We start from the raw sequence: 23,013 nt of genomic DNA on the forward strand, positions 1-23,013 counted from the left end.
CCGTTAGTGGAGCCCGTCCGAATTAAGCGACTGTATGGATGAAGGTTTTTTTCTGTATTCAATAACACGTTATCAAGAATTGTTCCCATCCTGTTAGAATTTCCCAAAATTCAAACATTATACGTCGCTGGTTCGAATTTTATTCCTACTGGCTAAAAAAAGACTTGACATTTTTACCAACTAAAGACATGTGTCCCATCTTAATACTGACATTTTTTAATAATATCACAATTGAAATGTCAAGTCAAACAAATTCCCACATATAATTGCGTGAGCTTTACTTCGTTGCTTTAAGAATGCGGTAGCCTTTGTCCTTCGAAACCTCCACCACTTCACTATACATGGTTTCCAGCTTCTTCACTGCCGATGGCGCCCCTTGCTTCTTCTGGATGACAACCCACAGAGAGCCCCCATCCTTCAAGCAATCATAAGCATCCACAAATATCTTATGAACCGTTTCTTTACCCGCACGGATCGGCGGATTGGTTAGAACAGCGTCAAACTTCTTATCCTTCACCTGTTCCAACAGATCACTCTGAAGAATAGTGACATTGGTAATACCATTTCGCCGCGCATTCTCCACCGAAAGTTCGACTGCTCTTTCATTGATGTCGACCATTGTCACATGCCCATTCGGACACATCACCGCTGCGCTCAGCCCCATCGGTCCGTAGCCACAGCCCATATCAAGAACACTAGCATTTTCCGATAGTTCCATTGTTTCTATTAAATGCTTACTGCCATAATCGACACCTTTTTTAGAAAACACACCGGCATCCGTAAGAAAAGTAAACGTCTTGCCACGAAGTGTTTCTTGTGTCGTATGGACATCACTCTTCACTGTCGGCCGCCTTGTGTAGTAATGCTCTGACACGTTTGAATTCCCTCCTTTTCTACCTATAGGAAAAACAAATAACCACGTGCGTTCCTAAGGCTTTCCTAAGGGTAAAACTTAGGCACAATAAACGGCGTTGCCGTTCATATCCTGCGAACCTATCGTACTTTAATGTTGAAAAAAACCTCTTGAAGTCAAGCTTCAAGAGGTTTCTTAAGAAAAAGAAATTACTTAACTTCTACGGAAGCGCCAGCTTCAGTAAGCTTAGCTTTAACAGCGTCTGCTTCTTCTTGGCTAACTTTTTCTTTAACTGCTTTTGGAGCTCCGTCAACAAGGTCTTTCGCTTCTTTCAGGCCAAGACCTGTGATTTCGCGAACTACTTTGATTACGTTGATTTTGGAAGCGCCAGCGCTTGTCAAGATAACGTCAAACTCAGTTTGAGCTTCTTCAACTGCTACTGCTGCGCCGCCGCCTGCTGCTACTGGAGCTGCTGCTGTTACGCCAAACTCTTCTTCGATTGCTTTAACCAGGTCGTTCAATTCCAAGATTGTCATGCCTTTGATTGCTTCTAGGATCGTTGCATTTGTGCTCATGGTTAAACCTCCATTATCATTAATAAATTAGTTTTTTTGTTTGTAATTCAGATAGTGCGTTAATATTAAGCTTGACCTTCAGCTTCTTTTTTCTCTGCAACTGCTTTAACAGCAAGAGCAAAGTTACGAACTGGAGCTTGAAGAACGCTAAGCAACATGGAGAGAAGACCATCTCTGGATGGAAGTTCTGCAAGTGCTTTGATTTCAGCGGATCCAACTACGCGGCCTTCGACCACGCCAGCTTTCACGCTCAATTTATCGTTCTTTTTCGCAAATTCAGTCAAGATTTTAGCTGGAGAGATTACATCGTCTTTGCTGAAAGCAATAGCTGTTGGTCCCGTAAGGAACTCATCCAAACCAGTCAGATCAGCGTTAGCCGTTGCGCGTCTCGCTAGGGAGTTCTTGAGAACTGTAAATTCGATACCAGCTTCACGTAAGCTTTTGCGCAGCTGAGTTACTTGAGCTACGTTCAAACCACGGTAATCTGCTACGATTGTACAAGTGCTAGCTTTAAACTTCTCAGTTACTTCAGCTACAGCTTGTTCTTTCTCTGCAAGAATTTTCGCGTTTGCCATAGTACACCTCACTTCTTATGCATTTATCTTTCAAGATCGCAAACAGTAGGAGCATTAGCATTTCTTATCTATGAATAAGAAATGCCTTCGTAGACGCTACGAAGGCATGATGTGTTCACTTTTCCCTTGCGTACAAAGAAATCGCTATATATATCATAACACCTCGGTAGGAAATTAAGCTCATCGGCACCTACTGTCTACGGTTTGCATATTCATTTTTAGGACCTTTGATAGAGTATCATGCCCAGTAACCGAAGTCAACTGGAAGCTTTTACTTATCTAAAGGATGACAGGTTCACACGTACGCTTGGACCCATTGTGGAAGATACAGCAATGTTCTTAAGGTATACACCTTTAGCAGCTGCTGGTTTCGCACGAACAAGTGCATCAACCAATGCTTTGAAGTTTTCGTTCAACTTGTCTGCATCGAAAGATACTTTACCAAGTGGAGCATGGATTTGACCTGCTTTATCAAGACGGTATTCGATTTTACCAGCTTTGATCTCTTGAACAGCTTTGGTAACGTCGAAAGTAACTGTTCCTGCTTTAGGGTTTGGCATTAAACCTTTACCCCCGAGGATACGACCCAGTTTACCAACTTCGCTCATCATGTCCGGAGTAGCTACGCAAACATCGAATTCGAACCAACCTTGTTGAATTTTGTTGATCATGTCTGCATCACCAACAAAATCTGCACCAGCTGCTTCAGCCTCTTTTGCTTTCTCGCCTTTTGCAAATACGAGAACGCGTTTTGTTTTACCAGTACCGTGTGGAAGTACAACAACACCACGAACAGCCTGATCTTGTTTTCTTGGGTCAACACCCAGACGAACTGCAACATCTACAGTTTCATCAAATTTAGCAGGAGCTGTTTTCTTAACTAGCTCGATTGCTTCTGACGGATCATACAAAGTTTCAGCATCAACAAGCTGAGCTACTTCGCGGTATTTTTTACCGTGTTTAGGCATATTATTTATCCTCCTTAGTGGTATTAGCGGATAATCCTCCCACCGAGCGACTTCCATGATTTCGTAGAAAACATTTCCGTAAGCATCGAGCTTACACAGTCGCATTCCTTGCGGAATTAATCTTCGATGACGATTCCCATGCTGCGAGCAGTACCTTCAACCATACGCATTGCAGCCTCAACGGATGCAGCATTTAGGTCAGGCATTTTTTGTTCAGCGATTTCGCGAACTTTAGCGCGTTTCACAGTTGCAACTTTCTTCTTGTTCGGTTCGCCTGATCCTTTTTCGATACCAGCAACGACGCGAAGTAGAACTGCAGCCGGAGGCGTTTTAGTGATGAATGTAAAGGAACGGTCTTCGAAAACTGTGATTTCAACTGGAATGATTAGACCAACTTGATCAGCAGTACGAGCGTTAAACTCTTTACAGAAAGCCATAATGTTCACACCTGCTTGACCCAATGCTGGACCGATCGGTGGTGCTGGATTTGCTTTCGCAGCTTGAACTTGAAGCTTCACGATTTTAATAACCTTTTTTGCCATGATAGACACCTCCTTGCAGTAATATAGGAGTCTTCGACGAATCAAAGTCTCACTATTCAGGAAAATAATGCGATCCCACTAACGTAGGTCTATCCCAAGGAATAGACCTGGTAGAACCTTTTGGTTGTCACGCTGTTAGAGTTTTTCCACTTGATCGAAATCGAGCTCAAGCGGCGTTTCTCTACCAAACATGTTGACATGCACCTTCAGTTTACCCTTATCGGCAATAATCTCTTCGACAGAGCCAACAAAGTTTGCAAATGGACCCACTTTGACGCGTACGGTCTCTTTGAGTTCGAAGTCGATTACTTCCTTCGGCTCTTCCATTCCCATATGCTTCAGAATCGATTCAACTTCCTCAGGTAACAATGCAGTTGGTTTAGAGCCGGATCCTGTAGAACCTACAAACCCAGTCACTCCTGGCGTATTACGCACTACGTACCAAGAGTCGTCCGTTTGAATCATTTCCACAAGGACATACCCTGGATAAACTTTACGCATGACAACTTTCTTCTTGCCATCCTTGTTTACCAGTTCTTCTTCCATAGGCACAAGCACACGGAAGATCTTGTCCGTCATTTCCATAGACTCAACGCGCTTCTCTAAGTTGGCTTTCACTTTGTTCTCATACCCTGAATAGGTATGTACGACGTACCATCTTTTTTCCATGAATAAATTCACCTATAGTCCTGTTTATTTAAAAACAAGGCGCAGCAACTCAGAAATTCCTAGATCCAGCACAAAAAAATAAATAGCAACAAAAGTTACTGTACCTATAACGACAAGCGTATAAGTAGTCATCTCTTTGCGACTTGGCCACTTGACCTTTTTGAGTTCTGACCAACTGTCGGTGAAGAAGGAAAAAGTGGATCCGAAGCTTTGTCTCATTCTAGCCAAGAACGCCACAAACTACACCTCCAAAGAACTACCTAGTCTCGCGATGAGCAGTATGTTCATTGCAAAATTTGCAATATTTCTTCAACTCAATACGGTCGGGATTGTTGCGCTTATTTTTAGTGGATGCATAGTTTCTTTGTTTGCAATTTGTGCACGCTAATGTGATGATGACCCGCATGATGTACACCTCCTACAGACACTTTCTAATTAAAGCCCTTCTAAGCGCATCAAAAAGAAAGCGACTTTTAGGGCTACCTGAAACACTTTATCACAACTGTCCCCCGAGTGTCAAGGTAGAAGTCTCACAAATGCAAGAGTATCACCAGTATAGGCTCTCCCGAGGGTTACTAAACATACTAAGAAAGAAAAACACCCGTACAGCTCATGCGGCACGGGCATTTCTATAAATCTCTGACTTCCAAATACCGCTCAAGCTTGCGCTTAACACGTTGGAGAGCATTGTCAATTGACTTCACATGGCGATCGAGATCCACAGCAATTTCTTGATAAGATCTGCCATCGAGATAGAGCATAAGCACTCTACGCTCTAAGTCGCTTAATATCTCTCCCATTTTATCTTCAAGTCCCGTAAACTCTTCTTGATTAATAACCAATTCCTCGGGATCTGTTACCCGGGAGCCGCTAATCACATCGAGCAGTGTACGATCAGAATCTTCATCATAGATGGGCTTATCCAGTGACACGTAGGAATTAAGAGGTATATGCTTTTGACGAGTTGCTGTCTTAATCGCCGTGATGATCTGCCGCGTGATACACAGTTCAGCAAAGGCTTTGAATGAAGCAAGCTTGTCTCCTCGGAAGTCGCGGATAGATTTATATAAACCTATCATACCTTCCTGCACAATATCTTCTCGGTCTGCACCTATCAAAAAATAAGAACGTGCTTTGGCACGAACAAAATTCTTATACTTGTTGATAAGATATTCCAAAGCTTCGCTACTGCCTTCACGGACTGCTTCGACAATGTCTTCATCTGGCTTGAGGTCATAATCATACATTCTCAGTTCTTTGAGGTCGACACTCACCAACAATCCCTCCGGCCTGCAAGACTACCCAGATTTCACTATAAAAGTTAGGTTAAGTATACATGATGAAAACTCACACCGTCAACGGGGAACCCCACCATTTCTAGCATTTGGAGGATTTACTCCCCTCTTCGCCATCGTTCTAACTTCGCTTTCATCTCTTCACTCAGCTTGCCTCCGAATGGATTTCGTTTGGTTGTCGTCTCCGATACAATGCGTTCACGAACCTCTTTACGATTCTGTTTAATTTTCACTAGTAATTCTTTCGCGGGCATACGGAGTGCTCCCTTGCCAAATATGACATGCTGCTCAATCATATCCGACGTCGCCACGAATATTTCCTTACGCCTTCCCATCAGATTCGTAACCAATCGTTCGATTCGCTCATCTGCGGTTTCCTTCTCTTTGGTATAGAGCACAGCCAGTTTATTCTGCACATATTTCTTGCCGAGTCCAGGTACCATGTAGGCATCAAAGACCAGATAGACTTTCATACCCGAAAAGGATTGAAACTCCGCAAGCATATGAATCAGACCGTCCCGCGCTCCTTCAAGATCGGTATCCTTTAATTTACTTAACTCGGGCCAAGCGCCGATAATGTTGTAGCCATCTACAATTAGGATCTGTTCCATCCCATCTAGCTCTTATTGCGCTGTCTTACCACTTCATACATCAATACACCAGCGGCAACAGAGGCATTCAACGAATTAACATGCCCAGCCATTGGCAGCTTGACTAAGAAGTCGCATCTTTCTTTAATAAGTCGCCCCACACCTTTACCCTCGTTTCCAATAACTAGTGCAATCGGAATCGTAAAGTTGGCTCTATAGACATCTTGAGCAGCAGTAACGTCCGTACCTGCAACCCAGACACCTTGCTCCTTTAATTGCTCAATCGTTTGGGCAATGTTCGTTACACGCGCAACTGGAACATACTCAACTGCGCCCGCAGATGTTTTGGAAACTGTTGCCGTTAACCCTACGGAGCGGCGCTTCGGTATAATGACACCATGAACCCCCGTACAATCTGCTGTACGCAGAATCGAACCTAAGTTATGCGGATCTTCAATTTCATCGAGTATCAAAATGAATGGTTCTTGCCCAAGCGCTTTCGCCTTGGCTAAGATATCCTCAACTTCTACGTAGGCATACGCTGCGACTTGTGCAACTACACCTTGATGTTGGAGGCCCTCTGCCATTTGATCCAGCTTACGCTTGTCCGTAAATTGGACAATAATTCCTAGATTCTTGGCTTCTGCCACAATCGGCCCCGCGAATTGCTTCTGAGCACCTTCGGCAATCCATATTTTATTAATCGTCCGGCCGGCACGTAGCGCCTCCAATACGGAGTGCTTCCCGCCGATAATGTCTTCATCCATCCTAATTCCTCCTAAAGTACGTGCAAATGCTTGTCTATTTCTGTTTCTGATCATACGTGATGGCAAAGTTTAAAATCTCTTTCAACCGCTCAAAAGATTGTTTGTAATATAAATATCCGATTAAGCACTCAAACGCGGTGCTGTGCCGGTATTCCAGCACATCCGCGTTTTTGGCTGTCGTTCCTGACTTGGCATTACGCCCCCGCTTCACGATGTCTACTTCTTCTTCCGTTAATGTGGGCATCAAGGCCGCCAATAATTTGGACTGCGCTTTGGCAGACACAAACCCTGTTGATGCCTTATGCAAATGGTTAGGGCGATGATTCGCCCCCGAGATGACATATTGTCGGATGTAGACTTCATACACCGCATCCCCAATATACGCCAACACTAGCGGATTTAATAAATGCGGGCTCTTCGATGGCGGAAACGAAAACAAGTTAGCAGCTTCAAGATTTATTTCGGTCATTTGCGGCGCCAGCGTATGCCTTGCGGTGTGTCTTCAAGGAATATCCCTTTCTCCGTCAGCAAATCGCGGATTTCATCCGCGCGTGCCCAATTTTTCGATTTCCGTGATTCCGTACGCTCAATGATCAGCTGCTCGATCTCTTCATCCAGCAATTCATCCCCTTGTTGCGAAAGAATGCCGAGCGTTCCATCGAATGCTTCTAATTGCTCCATGTATAGCTTCACTGCATCCGCATGTACCCGCTCCTGTTGTAAGTACAAATTCGCTTCCGCAACAAGATCGAACACCGCGGTAATCGCATCCGGTGTATTGAAATCATCATTCATTTTATCCACAAATTGTTTCGAAATCGCTTGTAGTTTATCTGCAATTCCCGCTTCAACTTCACCTGTAGCAGATGCTGTAGCAAGACGATGCTTCATATTATCGTAAGCATTCTGAATCCGTTCCAACGCATTTGCCGCTTGCTTCAAGCTCTCATCACTGAAATTAAGCGGATTCCGATAATGCGCGGATAACATGAAGAAACGAAATACTTGCGGTTTAATTTGTTTAACTAGATCCCGAATTAAAATACCATTTCCGAGTGATTTCGACATTTTTTCATTATCGATATTTAGAAAAGCATTGTGCAACCAATAATTAGCCATTGGATGACCCGTTACCGCCTCGGTTTGAGCAATCTCACATTCATGGTGAGGGAACGTTAAATCTTGCCCGCCTCCATGAATATCAATCGTTTCGCCCAAATATTTGCGCACCATCGCGGAGCACTCAATATGCCAACCTGGGCGGCCTTGGCCCCAAGGGCTATCCCAATAAATCTCTCCTGGCTTCGCAGCCTTCCATAGGACAAAGTCCTGTGGATTTTCTTTACGCTCATCCACCTCAATACGAATTCCGTGCTGAAGCTCTTCCAAGTTTTGTTTAGAGAGCTTGCCGTAATCCGAGAATTTAGAAGTCCTATAATAGACATCACCGCGAGCTTCATAAGCGAAATCCTTCTCGACAAGCGCAGCTATGAAATCGACGATTTCTTGAATGTTCTCCGTTACACGCGGATTCAGCGTGGCTTCATGAACACCTAAAGATTGGATATCTTCTAAGAAAGCCGCGATGAACGTTTCGGCAAGTTCTGGTACGGAAACCGCCATCTCCTCGGCTTTGCGAATCATTTTATCATCCACATCGGTAAAGTTCGTAATGTAGTTGACTTCATACTGCTGAGATTCCAAATAACGGCGAACTACGTCGAAAAATATAACAGGCCGACCGTTGCCAATATGAATATAGTTATATACGGTTGGACCACATACATACATCTTCACTTTGCCTGGCTCAATCGGAATAAACTCTTCCTTCTTGCGCGTTAAGGTATTATATACTTTGAGTGTCATGTTCTCCTCAATTCTCCATTCTGCTTCCGTTCTTCTTCCAATTGGAATTTCAACTCATTAATTTGATTCTGTAATTCTTGGAAAATATCGACGATCGGATCGGGCAAATTACCATGATCTAGTCTATTCACGCGGATACCGTCACGCTTTACAAGTTTGGCAGGAATCGTGACGACTGTACTATTGGAAGGAACTTCTTGAATCACAACCGCATTAGAGCCAATACGTGAGTTCTCACCTACGAGGAAGGACCCGAGAATTTTGGCACCAGAACCAATAACTACATTATTACCAATTGTTGGGTGTCTCTTACCTTTCTCTTTCCCCGTTCCACCTAAAGTTACACCTTGGTACAAGATCACATCATCCCCGATCTCACAGGTTTCCCCGATGACAACACCCATCCCGTGATCAATAAACAACCTTCTGCCAATTGTTGCTCCTGGATGAATTTCGATGCCTGTCATGAATCGACTTATTTGAGAAACGATACGTGCCAGGGTATACATCTTTCTCGTATAAAACCAATGTCCAATCCGATGCGACCAAATCGCATGAAGTCCCGAATACGTAAAAACAACCTCAAACCAACTGCGCGCTGCGGGGTCGTTATCGAATACGGCGGATATATCAGATTTGATCGTTGACCACATACTGCTCACCTTCTTGCCTAGAATAATATTGGTAAAAAATAAAAAAAGCCCCTGCAGCCCTAAGGCTGCAGAGGCGTGGTGATCGCGGTTCCACTCTGCTTGGTGACTCGGAAGTCTCCCAACTCAAACCCGTAACGTGGGTGTTCCGGCTACGCCTACCCTACTCAGTGAGTATTCGGCGCGGCTGCTCCCAGGTGCATTTCTGATTACAAGGATTGGATAACTCACAGCCAAAGCCTCGCGGCCTTGATTATCCTCTCTGACGAATCCTCACTTAACCATACTCTCCTGATCATGGCATTTCATATTCTATTTACGTTAAGTATAGCGAAAAGAATCCCGCTTTACAATAAGCTCTGAAGGCGTGAAACGACTTTTTCTTTCCCAAGTAGGAAAAGGGACACATTCAGATCCGGTCCATGGACTTGACCTGTCAACGCAGAGCGAACAGACATGAACAGTTGCTTCCCTTTGAAACCTGTTTCCTTCTGCACTGCTTTAAGCAGCGCCGGGATCGCTTCAACCGTGAATCCTTCTGCTTGCTCCACTTGTGCTAAGAAACTCTTCAGTACGACTGGCACGTGCTCTTCTTTCAATACAGCAGCCGCTTCATCATCGATGACCAGCTCCTCCTTGAAGAAGATCGCGGACAATTCCACAATTTCAGCCGCGTAGCGCATTCTTTCTTGATTGAGGCTAACGAGTGCTTCTACCCATGCCCCAGTAACAGCATCCAAGTCACCTTCTTGAAGGTATCCAGCTTTGCGTAGATGCGGCACACAAAGGTCAACGATGCGGGAAAGTGGTGCCTTTTTCAAATAGGCATTGTTCATCCAGTTCAATTTATCCATATCAAACACAGCCGGGCTCTTGGATACACGATCCAGATCAAACTGCGCGATCAATTCTTCCTTCGTAAACATCTCTTCTTCTCCGCCAGGGGACCAACCAAGCAGCGCAATAAAGTTCACTACTGCTTCCGGTAGATAGCCCAGCTCTTTGTACTGCTCGATGAACTGGATGATGGACTCATCCCGTTTGCTCATTTTCTTGCGGTCGGGATTCAAAATCAAAGCTAAATGCGCAAAGTCCGGAATCGGCATATCTAGCGCTTCGTACATGAGAACTTGTCTCGGTGTATTTGTCAGATGCTCTTCCCCGCGTATGACCAGATTGATTTTCATCAAGTGATCATCCACAATTACAGCAAAGTTATATGTCGGAATACCATCCGGACGCGCAATAATAAAGTCACCGATCCCATTGGACTCGAATTCCACATGCCCGCGGACTTTATCGTCAATACCGATCACGCGGTCAGCAGGGATACGGAAACGTGTAGAAGGCACACGACCTTCCGCTTGAAAAGCGGCAATCTGCTCAGGCGTCAAGTTACGGCATTTACCTGAGTAGCCGCCCATTTCCCCGTTCGCCTCTTGTTCAGCGCGTTCTTGCTCCAGATCTGCTTCTGAGCAGTAGCACCCGTAGGCATGTCCGCTCTCTAGCAGCTTGTCTAGGTAGGTTCGATAAATATCGAGACGCTCCATTTGACGGTAAGGACCGTAAGGGCCTCCGATATCTACGCTCTCATCCCACTCCAGGCCAAGCCAACGAAGCCCATTCAGCTGATCTTGGATTCCTGACTCTTTATGACGCGTTTGATCCGTATCTTCAAAACGAACAACAAACGCACCGTCATGGCGGCGAGCTAGTAAATAACAAAACAGTGCTGTCCGCGCACCGCCAATATGTAAATGTCCAGTCGGACTAGGTGCATAACGCACGCGTAAAGGTTGATTCATCGATGTATCCCCTTTTTCTTCCCATTTATGAATACCTGCTATTTTATCACATCTCGAATTAAACAAACAACCGATTGTGCCGCGATTCCCTCACCACGACCCGTAAATCCAAGCTGTTCGGTCGTTGTCGCTTTCACATTCACTTGATCTGGCTCTGCCTCTAGAGCAGCTGCGATAATTTCAACCATCTGCGGGATGTATGGAAGCATTTTTGGCTTTTGCGCAATAATCGTGGAATCTGCGTTCCCCAGTTTGTAGCCTTTTTCTTTTGCCAATTGCCATACCCGCTTCAATAAGACCAAGCTATCCGCGTCTTTGTACTCGGCAGCTGTATCCGGGAAGTGCTTCCCGATATCACCAAGGCCTAGTGCGCCTAAGATCGCGTCACTAATCGCGTGCAACAGTACATCCGCATCGGAGTGACCTAGCAACCCTTTTTCATAAGGAATCGTTACGCCTCCAATAATGCATTTTCGACCCTCTACTAATTGATGGACATCAAAGCCATTTCCTACACGAATCATTTGTGATCCTCTCCCCTTACGTTATGTAAAATCCATTCTGCCCAAGGTAAATCTTCTGGGGTTGTTATTTTAATATTATAATAGTCCCCTTCAACCACATGCACCGCAGCACCTAAACGCTCTACTAAGCTCGCATCATCTGTCCCCATGAACTTGTCCTCTAAGGCCTTCTCATGTGCCTCCCGCAAGAGAGAAAGACGAAAAGCCTGCGGCGTTTGGATCGCCCACAAGCTTCGTCTATCCGGTGTTGATTGAATGCGATGATCCGCTGCATCCACAACTTTAATTGTATCTTTGACGGGAACGGCTAAGACTGCTGCTCCCATTTCCTGCGCCTTTGTCAGGCACGCGAACATATGTTCTTTTTTTACGAAAGGGCGAACACCGTCATGCACAAGCACCCATTGCGTGCCCTCTTGCAAGAAATGGAGACCTCGTCTAACGGAATCTTGCCGCTCTGCGCCACCCGCCAGCACACATGTTACCTTCGTAAGTGCATAGCTCGTGACATAGCCGTTACAGCGACTCACATCATCTGCACCCACAACGAGAATAATTTCATCCACTTCATGTATGTTTTGAAATAATTGCAAGGTATGTACCAGAATTGGCTTCTGTCCCAGTTGCAGGTATTGTTTGCTTTCTGCTGTACCCATGCGCGAACCTTTGCCCGCTGCTACGATGATAACTCCTAGCTTCCCCATAAGTCCTCCAACTTGGCGCTTTCAGAGCGAAAGCTTTCTTCGTAATCATATGCCCAAGTCAACTTGAAAGAGCTATGTTACATCTCCTTATCATACTGGTTTTACTGTGCTTTTTCCAATAGTTTTGGTTTCGCAAAAATCATTCGACCCGCCGATGTCTGAAGCACACTCGTTACCATCACTTCCAGCGTCATACCGATGAAATCACGTCCGCCTTCGACTACGATCATCGTACCATCATCGAGATAAGCTACACCTTGTCCATGTTCCTTGCCGTCTTTAATGACTTGAACAATAATTTCTTCTCCCGGTAGGACAACTGGTTTCACCGCATTCGCAAGATCGTTGATATTGAGCACCGATACACCTTGTAGTTCACATACTTTATTCAGGTTAAAATCGTTCGTAATCACTTTCCCTTGAAGAACTTTAGCTAAGCGCACCAGCTTGCTGTCCACTTCGGCAATTTCTTCGAAATCCCCTTCATAAATGAGGACCTTCACTTCGAGTTCTTTTTGGATTTTGTTCAAAATGTCCAGTCCGCGACGCCCACGGTTTCGCTTCAGTAAATCTGATGAGTCTGCAATATGCTGCAACTCTTCCAAAACGAACTCCGGAATAACCAGGGTTCCCTCGATAAATCCGGTTTTGCAAATATCTGCGATCCGGCCATCGATGATGACACTCGTATCCAAAATCTTATGTTCCTCGTACGGACGATGCGTCTGCTTCTCAGGACCTGTGGATCGACTCTTCGCAATGACCTGCACAAGTTCTTCCCGCTTGCTGTAACCGATACGGAAGCCCATAACGCCCAACACAGCCGATACAAGGAAAGGCAAGAATGGCCCTGCCCATTTGGCTTGCTCAAGCACGGGAAATAACATGACTGAAACCAATAGCCCAATCACTAGTCCTAATGTACCAGAAAGCAAGTCCGACACGGGAATATCCGTGACATTGCGCTCACCTCTCATCAGCAAGTTCATACCAATGTTAGCTACCCACGCTGAAATCAAAAACATCCCTACTGCACATAAACTATTAATCCAGAATACTTGTCCTGCATGACTTGTCACATCCGTTGCTCGTAAGAACGAATCGCTCCACCTATAACCTAAACTGCCACCCATGATAGCTAAAATGATTTGTACCCATTTCTTCATCACAGATTCACCTCCTGCATCAACTTTTTTTGAGCCTTATTACAATTATGTTCCAATTTATGCAACGTTAATCACTTCTTTCGTCGGAAAATTGAATTATTAGAGGGCATCCATTATAATGAAATGGAAGTTACCAACCTACCCGAGGTGGATGGAATGAGCTCCTTGACTTTAAAGCAGTTTCAAGATCAAGTTTCTGATTTGTTACTCCGTCACCGCAGTCTGCTTGATGTCTTATCCAAATTTCAACAGTCAGGCGCAGCTGCCAACCGGTCCGTGGTGAAATCCATTACCGAATGTGGATGTATCCAGGTCCATGCAGCTAAGCAAGAGTATCATCCAGAGATGACCTTGGATGAGGCTAAGGATGTTCTAGGCACCCATGTATCTGGTCACTTATGTGAGCAATGCATTGAGGTCGTTAGTAGCGAACTAGGTAGGAATCTCTTCTACATGTCTGCGCTAAGCAACATTCTTGATATTAATTTGGAACAAGTCGTTGAGAATGAATCAAAGAAATGTTCAACACTAGGCCTATTCAACATGTCATGATGATGAAAACAAAAAAAGCATTTATTTTCTTCCTGAAGGTCAGGAGAAAATAAATGCTTTTTATTTTCGAACAATGCGCTATACGTCAGATTTCACTGAATTCGTGTCATCTACGCCACGTCTTTTGTTCTTTCTGCGAAGATTCCGAAGACGGATGAAGTATCCATCAACGTTTTTTTTTAGGCCGTAAAGAGCGTACATCAAAAGTGGAACGAAAATCATTTTGGAAATGGATTCTGGCCATTTGATTGCAATCAGAACCGCTGCTGCAACGATGATTGGCGTAATCCAAATCGCAGCTTTGGGAATGCCCGCTTTTTTGAAATTCGGATACTTCACTGTGCTGACCATTAAGTATGACAATAGGACTGTACTTACAAGAAGTACATAGACGTTAATATCATTCACGAAAAGAGCTAATGTACAGAGAACACCGCCTGCTGCTGGAATCGGTAAACCGATGAAATAGCCAGGCGTACCGGCAACAACATTAAATCGAGCTAAGCGCAGCGCTCCACAGATCGGGAAGATCGCCGTTACAATCCAAGCAAAAGCTGGGCTAATAACGGTAGGGTCGTTAAATGCAACTACATACATGATAAAAGCAGGAGCGACACCGAAAGAGATCACATCGGATAAGGAGTCTAATTCTTTACCGAACTCACTTTGAGCGTTCAACGCTCTCGCAACACGTCCATCGAGTCCATCCAATAGCATAGCGACAATGACCAGCACGGCAGCGATGCCATGTTCTCCACTGAAGGCTAGGATAATCGATAGTACGCCTAGGAATAAGTTCCCTACTGTAAAGAGACTGGGAATTGATTTTGTTAACATATGTTTTTGTCCACCTCTGGATTTACTATACCCTAAACTTGACTACATGAAACCTTAACAATGATACTTTATGATTGTATCCACTTTAAATATGTCTGTCAATGAACACTTGTTCCTGAATTCTTTTGAGACCTTCCTTAATGGCGCGGGCTCTCACTTCTCCGATTCCGTCAACTTCATCCAATTCCTCGATCGTCGCCATCATCATGTGTGGCAAGTAGCCAAACTTCTCCACTAGATTACCAATAATGATGGATGGTAATCGCGGAATTTTGCCTAAAATGCGGAAGCCACGTGGGGAAACAGGCTCTTCAGCAATCGAATTGGTATGAGAATACCCTAGCAAGCGAATAATTTGCTGGGGCTCAAGCAGCTCGTCAGATGACAGACGCTTCAAACCAGCCTGCATCTCCTTGACTCTATCTTCTGATAATTCTCTTACATAATCTTTTACGAGCAAACGCGCTTCAAGTTCCGCATTCCCAACAAGTTCTTCTAATTGCATACTAATTAATCGTCCCTCGTTGCCAAGTTCGTTAATATAACGATTAATTTCCGCTTTGATGCGTAAAACCATCTCAAATCTGGCAATGACATTGGTAATATCATGCAAGGTAACTAGTTCCTCAAACTCCGATGCACTAAGATTGGTTAACGACTGATCCAAAACAACCTTGTATCGCTCCAACGTTTGGATCGCTTGGTTCGCTTTGGTCAGGATGACACCAATATCCTTCAGCGCATACCTTAAATTGCCTTGATACAGCGTAATGACATTCCGCCGCTGTGAAATGGAAACAACTAATTTATTCGTTTGCTTCGCCACACGCTCCGCTGTTCGGTGTCTAATCCCCGTTTCAGACGAGGAAATAGAGGAATCCGGGATCAATTGGGTGTTCGCATAAAGGATGCGCTTGATGTCCTCGCTGAGAATAATCGCACCATCCATTTTGGCAAGCTCATACAAATAGTTAGGCGAAAAATCACAATTGATGGAGAATCCGCCGTCCACAATTTCAGTTACCTCAGAACTGAAACCTACAACGATCAGTCCTCCTGTTTTGGCCCGTAAGACATTCTCCAAACCATCACGAAATGGCGTACCAGGTGCTACCAGTTGGAGCAATTGGCTCATCACATCTCGTTTCATCTCTTCTTTACTCATCATTTTCCTCCTGAAGGCTTATAGCTTGCAGAACTCACGCTAACCCAGTGCTGCTTTCAATGCCTCAGCCACCGTGTTTACCCCAATAATCTCCATGCCTTTCGGATGTGTCCACCCCTTCAAACTTTTCTCAGGCATAATCACTCTACGGAAACCAAGCTTCTCTGCTTCCTTCACACGCTGATCAATCCGAGATACGCCGCGGACTTCTCCTGTTAAGCCAATTTCACCGAACACAGCATCAAAAGGTTGCGTCGGTTGATCTCGGAAACTGGATGCAATACTAATAGCAATCGCCAGATCCACCGCTGGTTCATCGAGCTTGATTCCACCTGCCACGTTGAGATAAGCATCTTGATTTTGCAAGAACATGCCCATGCGTTTCTCTAATACTGCGATAATTAAGGAGAGACGATTGTGATCAACACCCGTCGCCATCCTTCTCGGAGATGGGAAGTTCGTCGAGGAGACGAGTGCTTGAATCTCTACTAAGACGGGACGCGTCCCTTCCATGCTAGCAACAACGGCCGATCCGGCCACGCCAAGCGGCCTTTCTGATAGAAACAGCTCAGATGGGTTGTTAACTTCGACAAGACCAACTTCTTGCATTTCAAAGATTCCGATTTCATTGGTTGAGCCAAAACGGTTCTTTACCGCTCTTAACACACGATAGGAGTGATGCCGCTCCCCTTCAAAGTAGAGCACACAATCGACCATATGCTCCAACATTCTAGGCCCCGCTATTGCCCCTTCCTTCGTCACATGCCCGACAAGGACCGTTGCAATTCCCTTACCCTTAGCTATTCTCATAAAATGGCCTGTGCATTCTCGAACCTGCGATACGGTCCCAGGCGCCGAAGTAATCGCCGGGTGAAATACCGTTTGGATCGAGTCAATGACGAGAAAGTCAGGATTCGTTTCTTGTATAGCCTCCTCGATAAGCTCGAGGTTCGTCTCACATAATACGTATAGCAGCGGAGATGACGCATTTAGGCGGTCGGCGCGAAGCTTGGTCTGCTTAATGGATTCTTCTCCTGATATATAAAGGACTTTTTGCTGGGCTTGTGTGAGTTCGAAGGACGTCTGCAGAAGCAAAGTTGATTTCCCGATGCCGGGATCTCCACCAACGAGGATAAGTGATCCAGGAACAATACCTCCACCTAGGACCCGATTTAATTCTTTGTTGCTTGTGACAACTCTCGGTTCAGAGCTGCTTTCTATATGTATGATGGGGATCGCTTTTTCTTTCGTTTTGGGGATTGAAGATGTCATGCCCTGCGTACGAACGACTGTTTCAATTTCTTCCACCATCGTATTCCAAGACTGACAACCTGGGCATTTGCCCATCCATTTCGGTGAATCATAGCCACATTCTTGGCAGCTGAATTTCGTTTTTTGTTTACTCATAGAAGACGCTACTCCTTAACATGGGGATATCCTTTTTGGCTATCCTTACCAATAAAGTTTACCATTTTTATGTTTCTCATGAAAGTGCTGAGGCAAAATAAACAACTACACCGTCCTCCTATTATTTGAAAAAAAAGCACCTCACTCCACCCTCATCGGATGAAGTGAAATGCTTCTTCACTTGCTCTTATTTCGTTAATGAGACGCCTTCGCCCTTCAGGACAACCAGCTCGCCTTCATTCTCATCAATGGTCAGTGAATCGCCTTTGGAAATATTGCCTCTGAGCAGTTCTTCCGACAAGCGATCTTCAATATGCTTCTGAATCGCTCTACGCAATGGACGCGCACCATAGGTTGGATCAAAGCCTTCCTTCGCAAGGAACATCTTCGCTTTATCCGTCAATAAGAAATCAACTTCTTGCTCTTTCAGGCGCTTACGTAGATCATCAGCCATCAAGCTAACAATTTGCGCAATGTGCGCTTCGTCCAAAGAGTGGAACACGATGATTTCATCAATCCGGTTAAGGAACTCTGGACGGAAGCTTTTCTTCAACTCGCCCATCACCTTGTCTTTCATGTTGCTGTAGTCTTTACCAGCATCCAAGGCAGCGGTGAAGCCAAGCGAAGAATTCTTCTTAATCATGTCCGCGCCGACATTAGACGTCATAATGATCAACGTGTTGCGGAAATCAACTGTACGTCCTTTGGAATCAGTTAGGCGACCATCCTCTAGCACTTGCAACAGGATGTTGAACACTTCCGGATGCGCCTTCTCGATTTCATCTAGAAGAACAACCGAATAAGGTTTGCGGCGAACTTTCTCAGTTAGCTGACCGCCCTCTTCATAACCAACATACCCTGGAGGCGCCCCAACGAGGCGGGAAGTCGAATGTTTCTCCATGTACTCGGACATATCGATACGAACAACAGCGTTGTCATCCCCGAAGAGAGACTCTGCTAATGCGCGTGCAAGCTCGGTTTTACCAACACCCGTTGGTCCTAGGAAAATAAAGGAGCCCATCGGACGCTTCGGATCCTTCAAACCTGCTCTTGCGCGGCGGATTGCACGGCTTACCGCTTTAACCGCTTCTTCTTGTCCAATGACACGCTCGTGAAGGATGTCTTCCATTTTGAGCAAGCGATCTGTCTCTTCTTCAGCAAGCTTGCTTACCGGAATTCCCGTCCAGCTCGCTACGATTTGCGCGATGTCATCTGGTGTAACTTCCGTATCCAGACGACCTTGTTTCTCTTTCCACTCGTTCTTCGTGGAATCTAGCTCTTCGCGAAGCTTTTGCTCCGTATCCCGAAGTCCTGCTGCTTTCTCAAACTCTTGGCTTTGAACCGCAGCATCTTTCTCCTTACGGATGTTCTCTAGCTTGCTTTCAAGCTGCTTCAAGGAAGGCGGCGTTGTGTACGAACGCAATCTAACTTTGGAGCTCGCTTCATCGATCAAGTCGATCGCTTTATCTGGCAAGAAACGATCTGTGATGTAACGATCCGAGAGCTTTACAGCCTCTTGAATCGCAGCATCTGTAATTTTCACACGGTGATGTGCTTCATAGCGATCACGCAAGCCATATAAAATTTGAACTGCTTCTTCAGGTGACGGCTGGTCTACCGTAATCGGCTGGAAGCGACGCTCAAGTGCAGCATCTTTCTCAATGTATTTGCGGTACTCATCAAGTGTTGTAGCACCAATACATTGCAGCTCGCCGCGAGCAAGAGCCGGCTTCAAGATGTTAGAGGCATCAATCGCGCCTTCTGCTCCACCAGCACCAATCAAGGTGTGAAGCTCATCAATGAACAATACGATATTGCCCGCTTGACGAATTTCATCCATGATTTTTTTGAGACGATCCTCGAATTCACCGCGATACTTCGTCCCTGCAACTACGGAACCCATATCAAGCGTCATAACGCGTTTATCTTTTAACGTTTCCGGAATTTCATTGTTAATAATTTTCTGTGCAAGGCCTTCTGCAATGGCTGTTTTACCAACCCCAGGTTCACCAATCAACACAGGATTGTTCTTAGTTCTGCGGCTCAATACTTGAATGACACGCTCAATTTCTTTGCTACGACCGATAACAGGGTCCAAATGTCCCTCTTTGGCATACGCAGTCAGATCTCTTGCCAAACCATCCAATGTAGGCGTGTTCACATTTGGATTGGTACCATGACTAGGTGACACTGTTTCGCTGCTGCCTAGCAGTTGAAGAACCTGCTGACGTGCCTTATTCAAGGAAACCCCAAGATTATTAAGAACTCTTGCAGCTACGCCCTCACCCTCACGGATAAGTCCGAGCAAAATATGTTCAGTCCCCACATACGTGTGACCTAATTTTCTCGCTTCATCCATCGAAAGCTCGATGACTTTCTTAGCTCTAGGTGTATACGCGATGTTAGTCGGCTGCTCTTGCCCTCTGCCAATTAGAGATTCAACCTCATCTTGAATTTTCTCAAGACCTAGGCCGAGCGCAACGAGTGCTTTAGCAGCAATGCCTTCACCTTCACGAATAAGTCCTAGTAAAATGTGCTCTGTTCCAATATTGTTATGTCCTAATCGAACAGCCTCCTCTTGAGCGAGAGAAAGCACCTTCTGCGCACGTTCCGTAAATCTGCCAAACATCATAGCGAACACCTCCAAAAGTAGTATATCTATGGAATTCCTAAAGGATGAATCTTATCTTGCTTCTTGCTTCTTCCTTCTTACTCATACCCTGCCAAACTTCTCACGAATCAGTTCTGCCCGTCGCATATCTCGCTCTTCCGCATTTAATTTCTCACCCGCATATTGCTGAAGGAAGCCAGGCTGCGTCATGACCAATAATTCATTGAGAACATCAGAGGATACATTGTTGATAATACCTAGATCGATACCCAATCGTACATCTGATAATCGCTGTGCTGCTTCCTTAGAGTCCATAATCCCCGCATAGGATAGAATACCAAGGGAACGATTCACACGATCAATGATCCGCATTCTAGACTCTTGTAGTAGCTTATGTCTGGCGGCACGTTCATGCTCTATAATTTGCCTTGCCACACTATATAAATTATCAATAATCTCTTCTTCCGATTGGCCTAACGTAATTTGATTAGAGATTTGGAATAGATTACCTAAAGCTTCGCTACCTTCCCCATATAATCCTCTAACCGTCAACCCAACTTGTGTAACCGCGGATAAAATACGATTAATTTGCTGACTAAGCACTAGCGCAGGGAGGTGCATCATAACTGAAGCGCGAATCCCTGTGCCCACATTCGTCGGGCAGCTCGTGAGATAGCCTCTCTTTTCATCGTATCCGTAATCCATCTGTGTTTCAAAAATATCATCAATCTGGTTCGCCAGATCCCAAACCTCTTTAATCTGAAAACCAGGACATAAACATTGTATGCGAAGATGATCCTCTTCATTGATCATGATACTGATCGATTCATTATCGCTTAAAATAACGGCTCCATTCCTGGATTCGTTAGCTAAATTTGGACTAATTAAATGTTTCTCCACTAGCACCATTCGCTCGAGCTCATTCAGCTCCGCGAGTGGAATGAGCGAGAAGTTGCTTATCGTTTCCAACTCTTCATTCTCAAGAACACCAGATAACTGCTCCAGCACTTCCTGTGATTGTTGATTGGTCGCGAGCATGGGATATGGATAATCTCTCAGGTTACGAGCAATACGGATTCGACTGCTTATGACAATATCCGACTCTGGCCCTTCACCTTTCATCCATTCACTCAAAGCATCTCCTGTAAACCGCTGTAATGTCACTGGATTCACACTCCCTTACAAACTTACATACCCGCGATTTTCTTCTCAATTTCACGAATTTGGTCACGTATCTGGGCAGCCTGCTCGAATTCTTCGCTCTCGATACAGGTCATCATATCTTTCTTCAAAAGATCGATTTCACGCTTACTTTGAATGATACCGCCGCTTCGCTTGGGAACTTTCCCAACATGCACGATATTCCCATGCACTCGCTTGAAAAGAGGGTCTAGTTTGACCGAGAAGCTTTGATAACAGGAACCACAACCAAACCGACCTAATTTACTGAATTGCGAGTACGTAAGACCGCAGTTATCACAGCGGATTGCCTGAGACTTTGCCGCGGACAATGGTTCAAAATCAAGTAAGCCTGATAGTAGATTGTGAATCGAAAAGCCGTTCGATGTTCCAGGAATCATCTCGCCCTTCTCGCGGGCACAATTCTCACAAATGTGGAACTCGTTCTTGTCTCCATTCACAATCTTAGTGAAGTGAAGAGTCGCCGGTCGTTTCCCGCATTCCTGACAAACCATTCCATCTGCCTCCTTATCTGCTAAGCAAGGATATCAGCATTGCTTTAAGAATCTTGGCCCGAATTTCATCACGCAGCGGGAGTTTAAAGGTCAATACATCTCTGGATATCGCTGCCCGAATCAGGTTAGCTTCTCTGGTGGAAATATAATGCCCCTCTTGCAATTGATAAATCAGCCCCTCTGAGGTGACTTGATCAATGTGGGTATGAATCGTACGGAAAATGTGATCTAGAATAGATCCATGACTCTTGAGCTCGATCTTCTGGATCCGAATATAGCCGCCACCGCCGCGTTTACTCTCTACCAAATAGCCTTTTTCCAAAGTAAACCTTGTACTAATGACATAATTGATTTGAGATGGTACGCATTGAAACTGGTCCGCCAAATCGTTTCGTTGAATCTCGATAGCCCCTTCCGTACTTTGTTGCAGGACATGCTTTAAATACTGTTCAATAATTTCTGATACATTGCGCATCAATTCGGCCTCCCAGATTTCTAGAAGTAAATTGACTTTGACTTTCTTTGACCTTAACTAAATTATAATCATTTCCTTTCTTTTTGACAAGTACTGCTCCTAAAATGTCTCCCCTACAAATCCGATAGCCTTCTGTGAACCTTACTATTGTTGACCTTACCTAGGGATTTATTCGAGAGTAATTTAATAAAAGCTGTTTAAGCAGTGCGATTTACACAAAAAGGAGGACAATGTGAATACGCATCTTCACTAGTGTTCATCCTATGATCTCTTACCCACTAATTCACCCCGCTCAACCACTACGTTGCTCCTCCAGTTAATGAGTCGAAATAAATAGCAATTCATATATCGAGTCACATAGATGGGTTTTAAACAGTTAAATTTGCTGAAGCAGTTATATTTATTGGAATAGATGGATTGTGTACAGCTAAGTTCGACATTTGAGTCTAAAATGGCGAGTTCGGCTGAGATTAGCTACAGATTTTCCATCTAATTCAACTTTTTCGAGCAAATCACTGATATTACCTGTAGGTTATACAGTTATTCAAGTCAATCGGGGTTTGGTTACCGATTCCATGCAAAAAAGAGCCTTACCGGGATTTCTCCAGGTAAGACTCTTTCATTCGCTTGGCAACGTTCTACTCTCCCAGAACCCTGCGGTTCAAGTACCATCGACGCTGGAAGGCTTAACGGTCGTGTTCGAGATGGGAACGCGTGGATCCC

At 44.8% G+C, this 23,013-nt stretch carries 26 protein-coding genes, 1 rRNA gene and 1 other annotated feature; of the genes, 1 reads left to right on the forward strand and 26 read right to left on the reverse strand.

All coding sequences use genetic code 11. The annotated features are described in order from the left end of the window. Positions 1–277 precede the first annotated feature (277 nt). From ASG89_RS23465 to ASG89_RS23545, 18 genes are all read right to left on the reverse strand, one after another. On the reverse strand, positions 278–874 hold the full coding sequence (locus tag ASG89_RS23465; protein WP_057313457.1) for a class I SAM-dependent methyltransferase: 597 nt from the start codon (positions 872–874) through the stop codon (positions 278–280). A 188-nt stretch (positions 875–1,062) separates the two neighbouring features. Further along, complete coding sequence (rplL, locus tag ASG89_RS23470; RefSeq protein ID WP_057313458.1) at positions 1,063–1,428, reverse strand: 50S ribosomal protein L7/L12; 366 nt, start codon at positions 1,426–1,428, stop codon at positions 1,063–1,065. A gap of 65 nt (positions 1,429–1,493) precedes the next feature. Next, on the reverse strand, positions 1,494–2,003 hold the full coding sequence (gene rplJ / locus ASG89_RS23475; protein ID WP_057313459.1) for a 50S ribosomal protein L10: 510 nt from the start codon (positions 2,001–2,003) through the stop codon (positions 1,494–1,496). 67 nt (positions 2,004–2,070) lie between these two features. Then, positions 2,071–2,224 (reverse strand) — a sequence feature (ribosomal protein L10 leader region). Positions 2,225–2,278: 54 nt separating this feature from the next. Beyond that, the gene (gene rplA / locus ASG89_RS23480; RefSeq protein ID WP_057313460.1) at positions 2,279–2,971 is read right to left on the reverse strand and encodes a 50S ribosomal protein L1; all 693 of its coding nucleotides are present in this window, start codon (positions 2,969–2,971) and stop codon (positions 2,279–2,281) included. Positions 2,972–3,087: 116 nt separating this feature from the next. Next, on the reverse strand, positions 3,088–3,513 hold the full coding sequence (rplK, locus tag ASG89_RS23485) for a 50S ribosomal protein L11 (protein ID WP_028557508.1): 426 nt from the start codon (positions 3,511–3,513) through the stop codon (positions 3,088–3,090). A gap of 135 nt (positions 3,514–3,648) precedes the next feature. Then, positions 3,649–4,182, reverse strand: coding sequence for a transcription termination/antitermination protein NusG (gene nusG, locus ASG89_RS23490; protein ID WP_028557509.1), 534 nt, complete (start codon positions 4,180–4,182; stop codon positions 3,649–3,651). 24 nt (positions 4,183–4,206) lie between these two features. Continuing rightward, entirely contained in the window at positions 4,207–4,419 is a 213-nt protein-coding gene (gene secE, locus ASG89_RS23495) for a preprotein translocase subunit SecE (RefSeq protein ID WP_047683213.1), read from the reverse strand. A gap of 19 nt (positions 4,420–4,438) precedes the next feature. Further along, positions 4,439–4,588, reverse strand: coding sequence for a 50S ribosomal protein L33 (gene rpmG, locus ASG89_RS35790; RefSeq protein ID WP_079418041.1), 150 nt, complete (start codon positions 4,586–4,588; stop codon positions 4,439–4,441). 223 nt (positions 4,589–4,811) lie between these two features. Next, complete coding sequence (gene sigH / locus ASG89_RS23500) at positions 4,812–5,456, reverse strand: RNA polymerase sporulation sigma factor SigH (RefSeq protein WP_028557511.1); 645 nt, start codon at positions 5,454–5,456, stop codon at positions 4,812–4,814. A gap of 119 nt (positions 5,457–5,575) precedes the next feature. Next, positions 5,576–6,088, reverse strand: coding sequence for an NYN domain-containing protein (locus ASG89_RS23505; RefSeq protein ID WP_057313461.1), 513 nt, complete (start codon positions 6,086–6,088; stop codon positions 5,576–5,578). Between the two features lie 5 nt (positions 6,089–6,093). After that, positions 6,094–6,834 carry a 23S rRNA (guanosine(2251)-2'-O)-methyltransferase RlmB gene (gene rlmB, locus ASG89_RS23510; RefSeq protein WP_057313462.1) on the reverse strand — a complete coding sequence of 247 codons (741 nt, stop codon included), beginning with the start codon at positions 6,832–6,834 and terminating at the stop codon, positions 6,094–6,096. A gap of 34 nt (positions 6,835–6,868) precedes the next feature. Beyond that, positions 6,869–7,303: a Mini-ribonuclease 3 gene (locus tag ASG89_RS23515; RefSeq protein WP_057313463.1), complete on the reverse strand. Its 435-nt coding sequence runs from the start codon at positions 7,301–7,303 to the stop codon at positions 6,869–6,871. After that, positions 7,300–8,700, reverse strand: coding sequence for a cysteine--tRNA ligase (cysS, locus tag ASG89_RS23520; protein ID WP_057313464.1), 1,401 nt, complete (start codon positions 8,698–8,700; stop codon positions 7,300–7,302). Before cysS ends, ASG89_RS23515 begins: the two co-directional genes overlap by 4 nt. Continuing rightward, positions 8,697–9,353: a serine O-acetyltransferase gene (gene cysE / locus ASG89_RS23525; protein WP_057313465.1), complete on the reverse strand. Its 657-nt coding sequence runs from the start codon at positions 9,351–9,353 to the stop codon at positions 8,697–8,699. Before cysE ends, cysS begins: the two co-directional genes overlap by 4 nt. A gap of 344 nt (positions 9,354–9,697) precedes the next feature. Next, the gene (gltX, locus tag ASG89_RS23530; RefSeq protein WP_057313466.1) at positions 9,698–11,155 is read right to left on the reverse strand and encodes a glutamate--tRNA ligase; all 1,458 of its coding nucleotides are present in this window, start codon (positions 11,153–11,155) and stop codon (positions 9,698–9,700) included. 38 nt (positions 11,156–11,193) lie between these two features. Further along, complete coding sequence (gene ispF, locus ASG89_RS23535; protein WP_057313467.1) at positions 11,194–11,679, reverse strand: 2-C-methyl-D-erythritol 2,4-cyclodiphosphate synthase; 486 nt, start codon at positions 11,677–11,679, stop codon at positions 11,194–11,196. Beyond that, positions 11,676–12,383: a 2-C-methyl-D-erythritol 4-phosphate cytidylyltransferase gene (gene ispD, locus ASG89_RS23540; protein WP_057313468.1), complete on the reverse strand. Its 708-nt coding sequence runs from the start codon at positions 12,381–12,383 to the stop codon at positions 11,676–11,678. The genes ispF and ispD overlap by 4 nt, the downstream gene beginning before the upstream one ends. Before the next feature lie 101 nt (positions 12,384–12,484). After that, positions 12,485–13,552: a PIN/TRAM domain-containing protein gene (locus ASG89_RS23545; protein ID WP_057313469.1), complete on the reverse strand. Its 1,068-nt coding sequence runs from the start codon at positions 13,550–13,552 to the stop codon at positions 12,485–12,487. 153 nt (positions 13,553–13,705) lie between these two features. On the opposite strand from ASG89_RS23545, the gene ASG89_RS23550 reads away from it, so the two are divergent. Next, on the forward strand, positions 13,706–14,101 hold the full coding sequence (locus ASG89_RS23550; RefSeq protein ID WP_057313470.1) for a hypothetical protein: 396 nt from the start codon (positions 13,706–13,708) through the stop codon (positions 14,099–14,101). 78 nt (positions 14,102–14,179) lie between these two features. On the opposite strand, the gene pssA is transcribed toward ASG89_RS23550, so the two are convergent. The 8 genes from pssA to rrf all read right to left on the reverse strand — a co-directional run. Next, positions 14,180–14,938: a CDP-diacylglycerol--serine O-phosphatidyltransferase gene (gene pssA, locus ASG89_RS23555; RefSeq protein ID WP_057313471.1), complete on the reverse strand. Its 759-nt coding sequence runs from the start codon at positions 14,936–14,938 to the stop codon at positions 14,180–14,182. 85 nt (positions 14,939–15,023) lie between these two features. Next, the gene (gene disA, locus ASG89_RS23560) at positions 15,024–16,103 is read right to left on the reverse strand and encodes a DNA integrity scanning diadenylate cyclase DisA (RefSeq protein WP_082593528.1); all 1,080 of its coding nucleotides are present in this window, start codon (positions 16,101–16,103) and stop codon (positions 15,024–15,026) included. Between the two features lie 39 nt (positions 16,104–16,142). Then, positions 16,143–17,510 carry a DNA repair protein RadA gene (gene radA, locus ASG89_RS23565; protein WP_057313473.1) on the reverse strand — a complete coding sequence of 456 codons (1,368 nt, stop codon included), beginning with the start codon at positions 17,508–17,510 and terminating at the stop codon, positions 16,143–16,145. Positions 17,511–17,697: 187 nt separating this feature from the next. After that, complete coding sequence (gene clpC, locus ASG89_RS23570) at positions 17,698–20,142, reverse strand: ATP-dependent protease ATP-binding subunit ClpC (protein WP_057313474.1); 2,445 nt, start codon at positions 20,140–20,142, stop codon at positions 17,698–17,700. Positions 20,143–20,223: 81 nt separating this feature from the next. Continuing rightward, positions 20,224–21,285: a protein arginine kinase gene (locus ASG89_RS23575; protein WP_082593530.1), complete on the reverse strand. Its 1,062-nt coding sequence runs from the start codon at positions 21,283–21,285 to the stop codon at positions 20,224–20,226. Positions 21,286–21,308: 23 nt separating this feature from the next. Continuing rightward, positions 21,309–21,815 (reverse strand): UvrB/UvrC motif-containing protein, encoded by a 507-nt coding sequence (locus ASG89_RS23580; protein ID WP_056618372.1) that lies wholly within the window; start codon positions 21,813–21,815, stop codon positions 21,309–21,311. Positions 21,816–21,828: 13 nt separating this feature from the next. Then, positions 21,829–22,290, reverse strand: coding sequence for a CtsR family transcriptional regulator (locus ASG89_RS23585; protein WP_057313475.1), 462 nt, complete (start codon positions 22,288–22,290; stop codon positions 21,829–21,831). 625 nt (positions 22,291–22,915) lie between these two features. Continuing rightward, a 5S ribosomal RNA gene (gene rrf / locus ASG89_RS23590) occupies positions 22,916–23,013 on the reverse strand; the annotation flags it as partial.

It is taken from the genome of Paenibacillus sp. Soil766 (genome assembly GCF_001428105.1).
Lineage (GTDB): Bacteria > Bacillota > Bacilli > Paenibacillales > NBRC-103111 > Paenibacillus_E.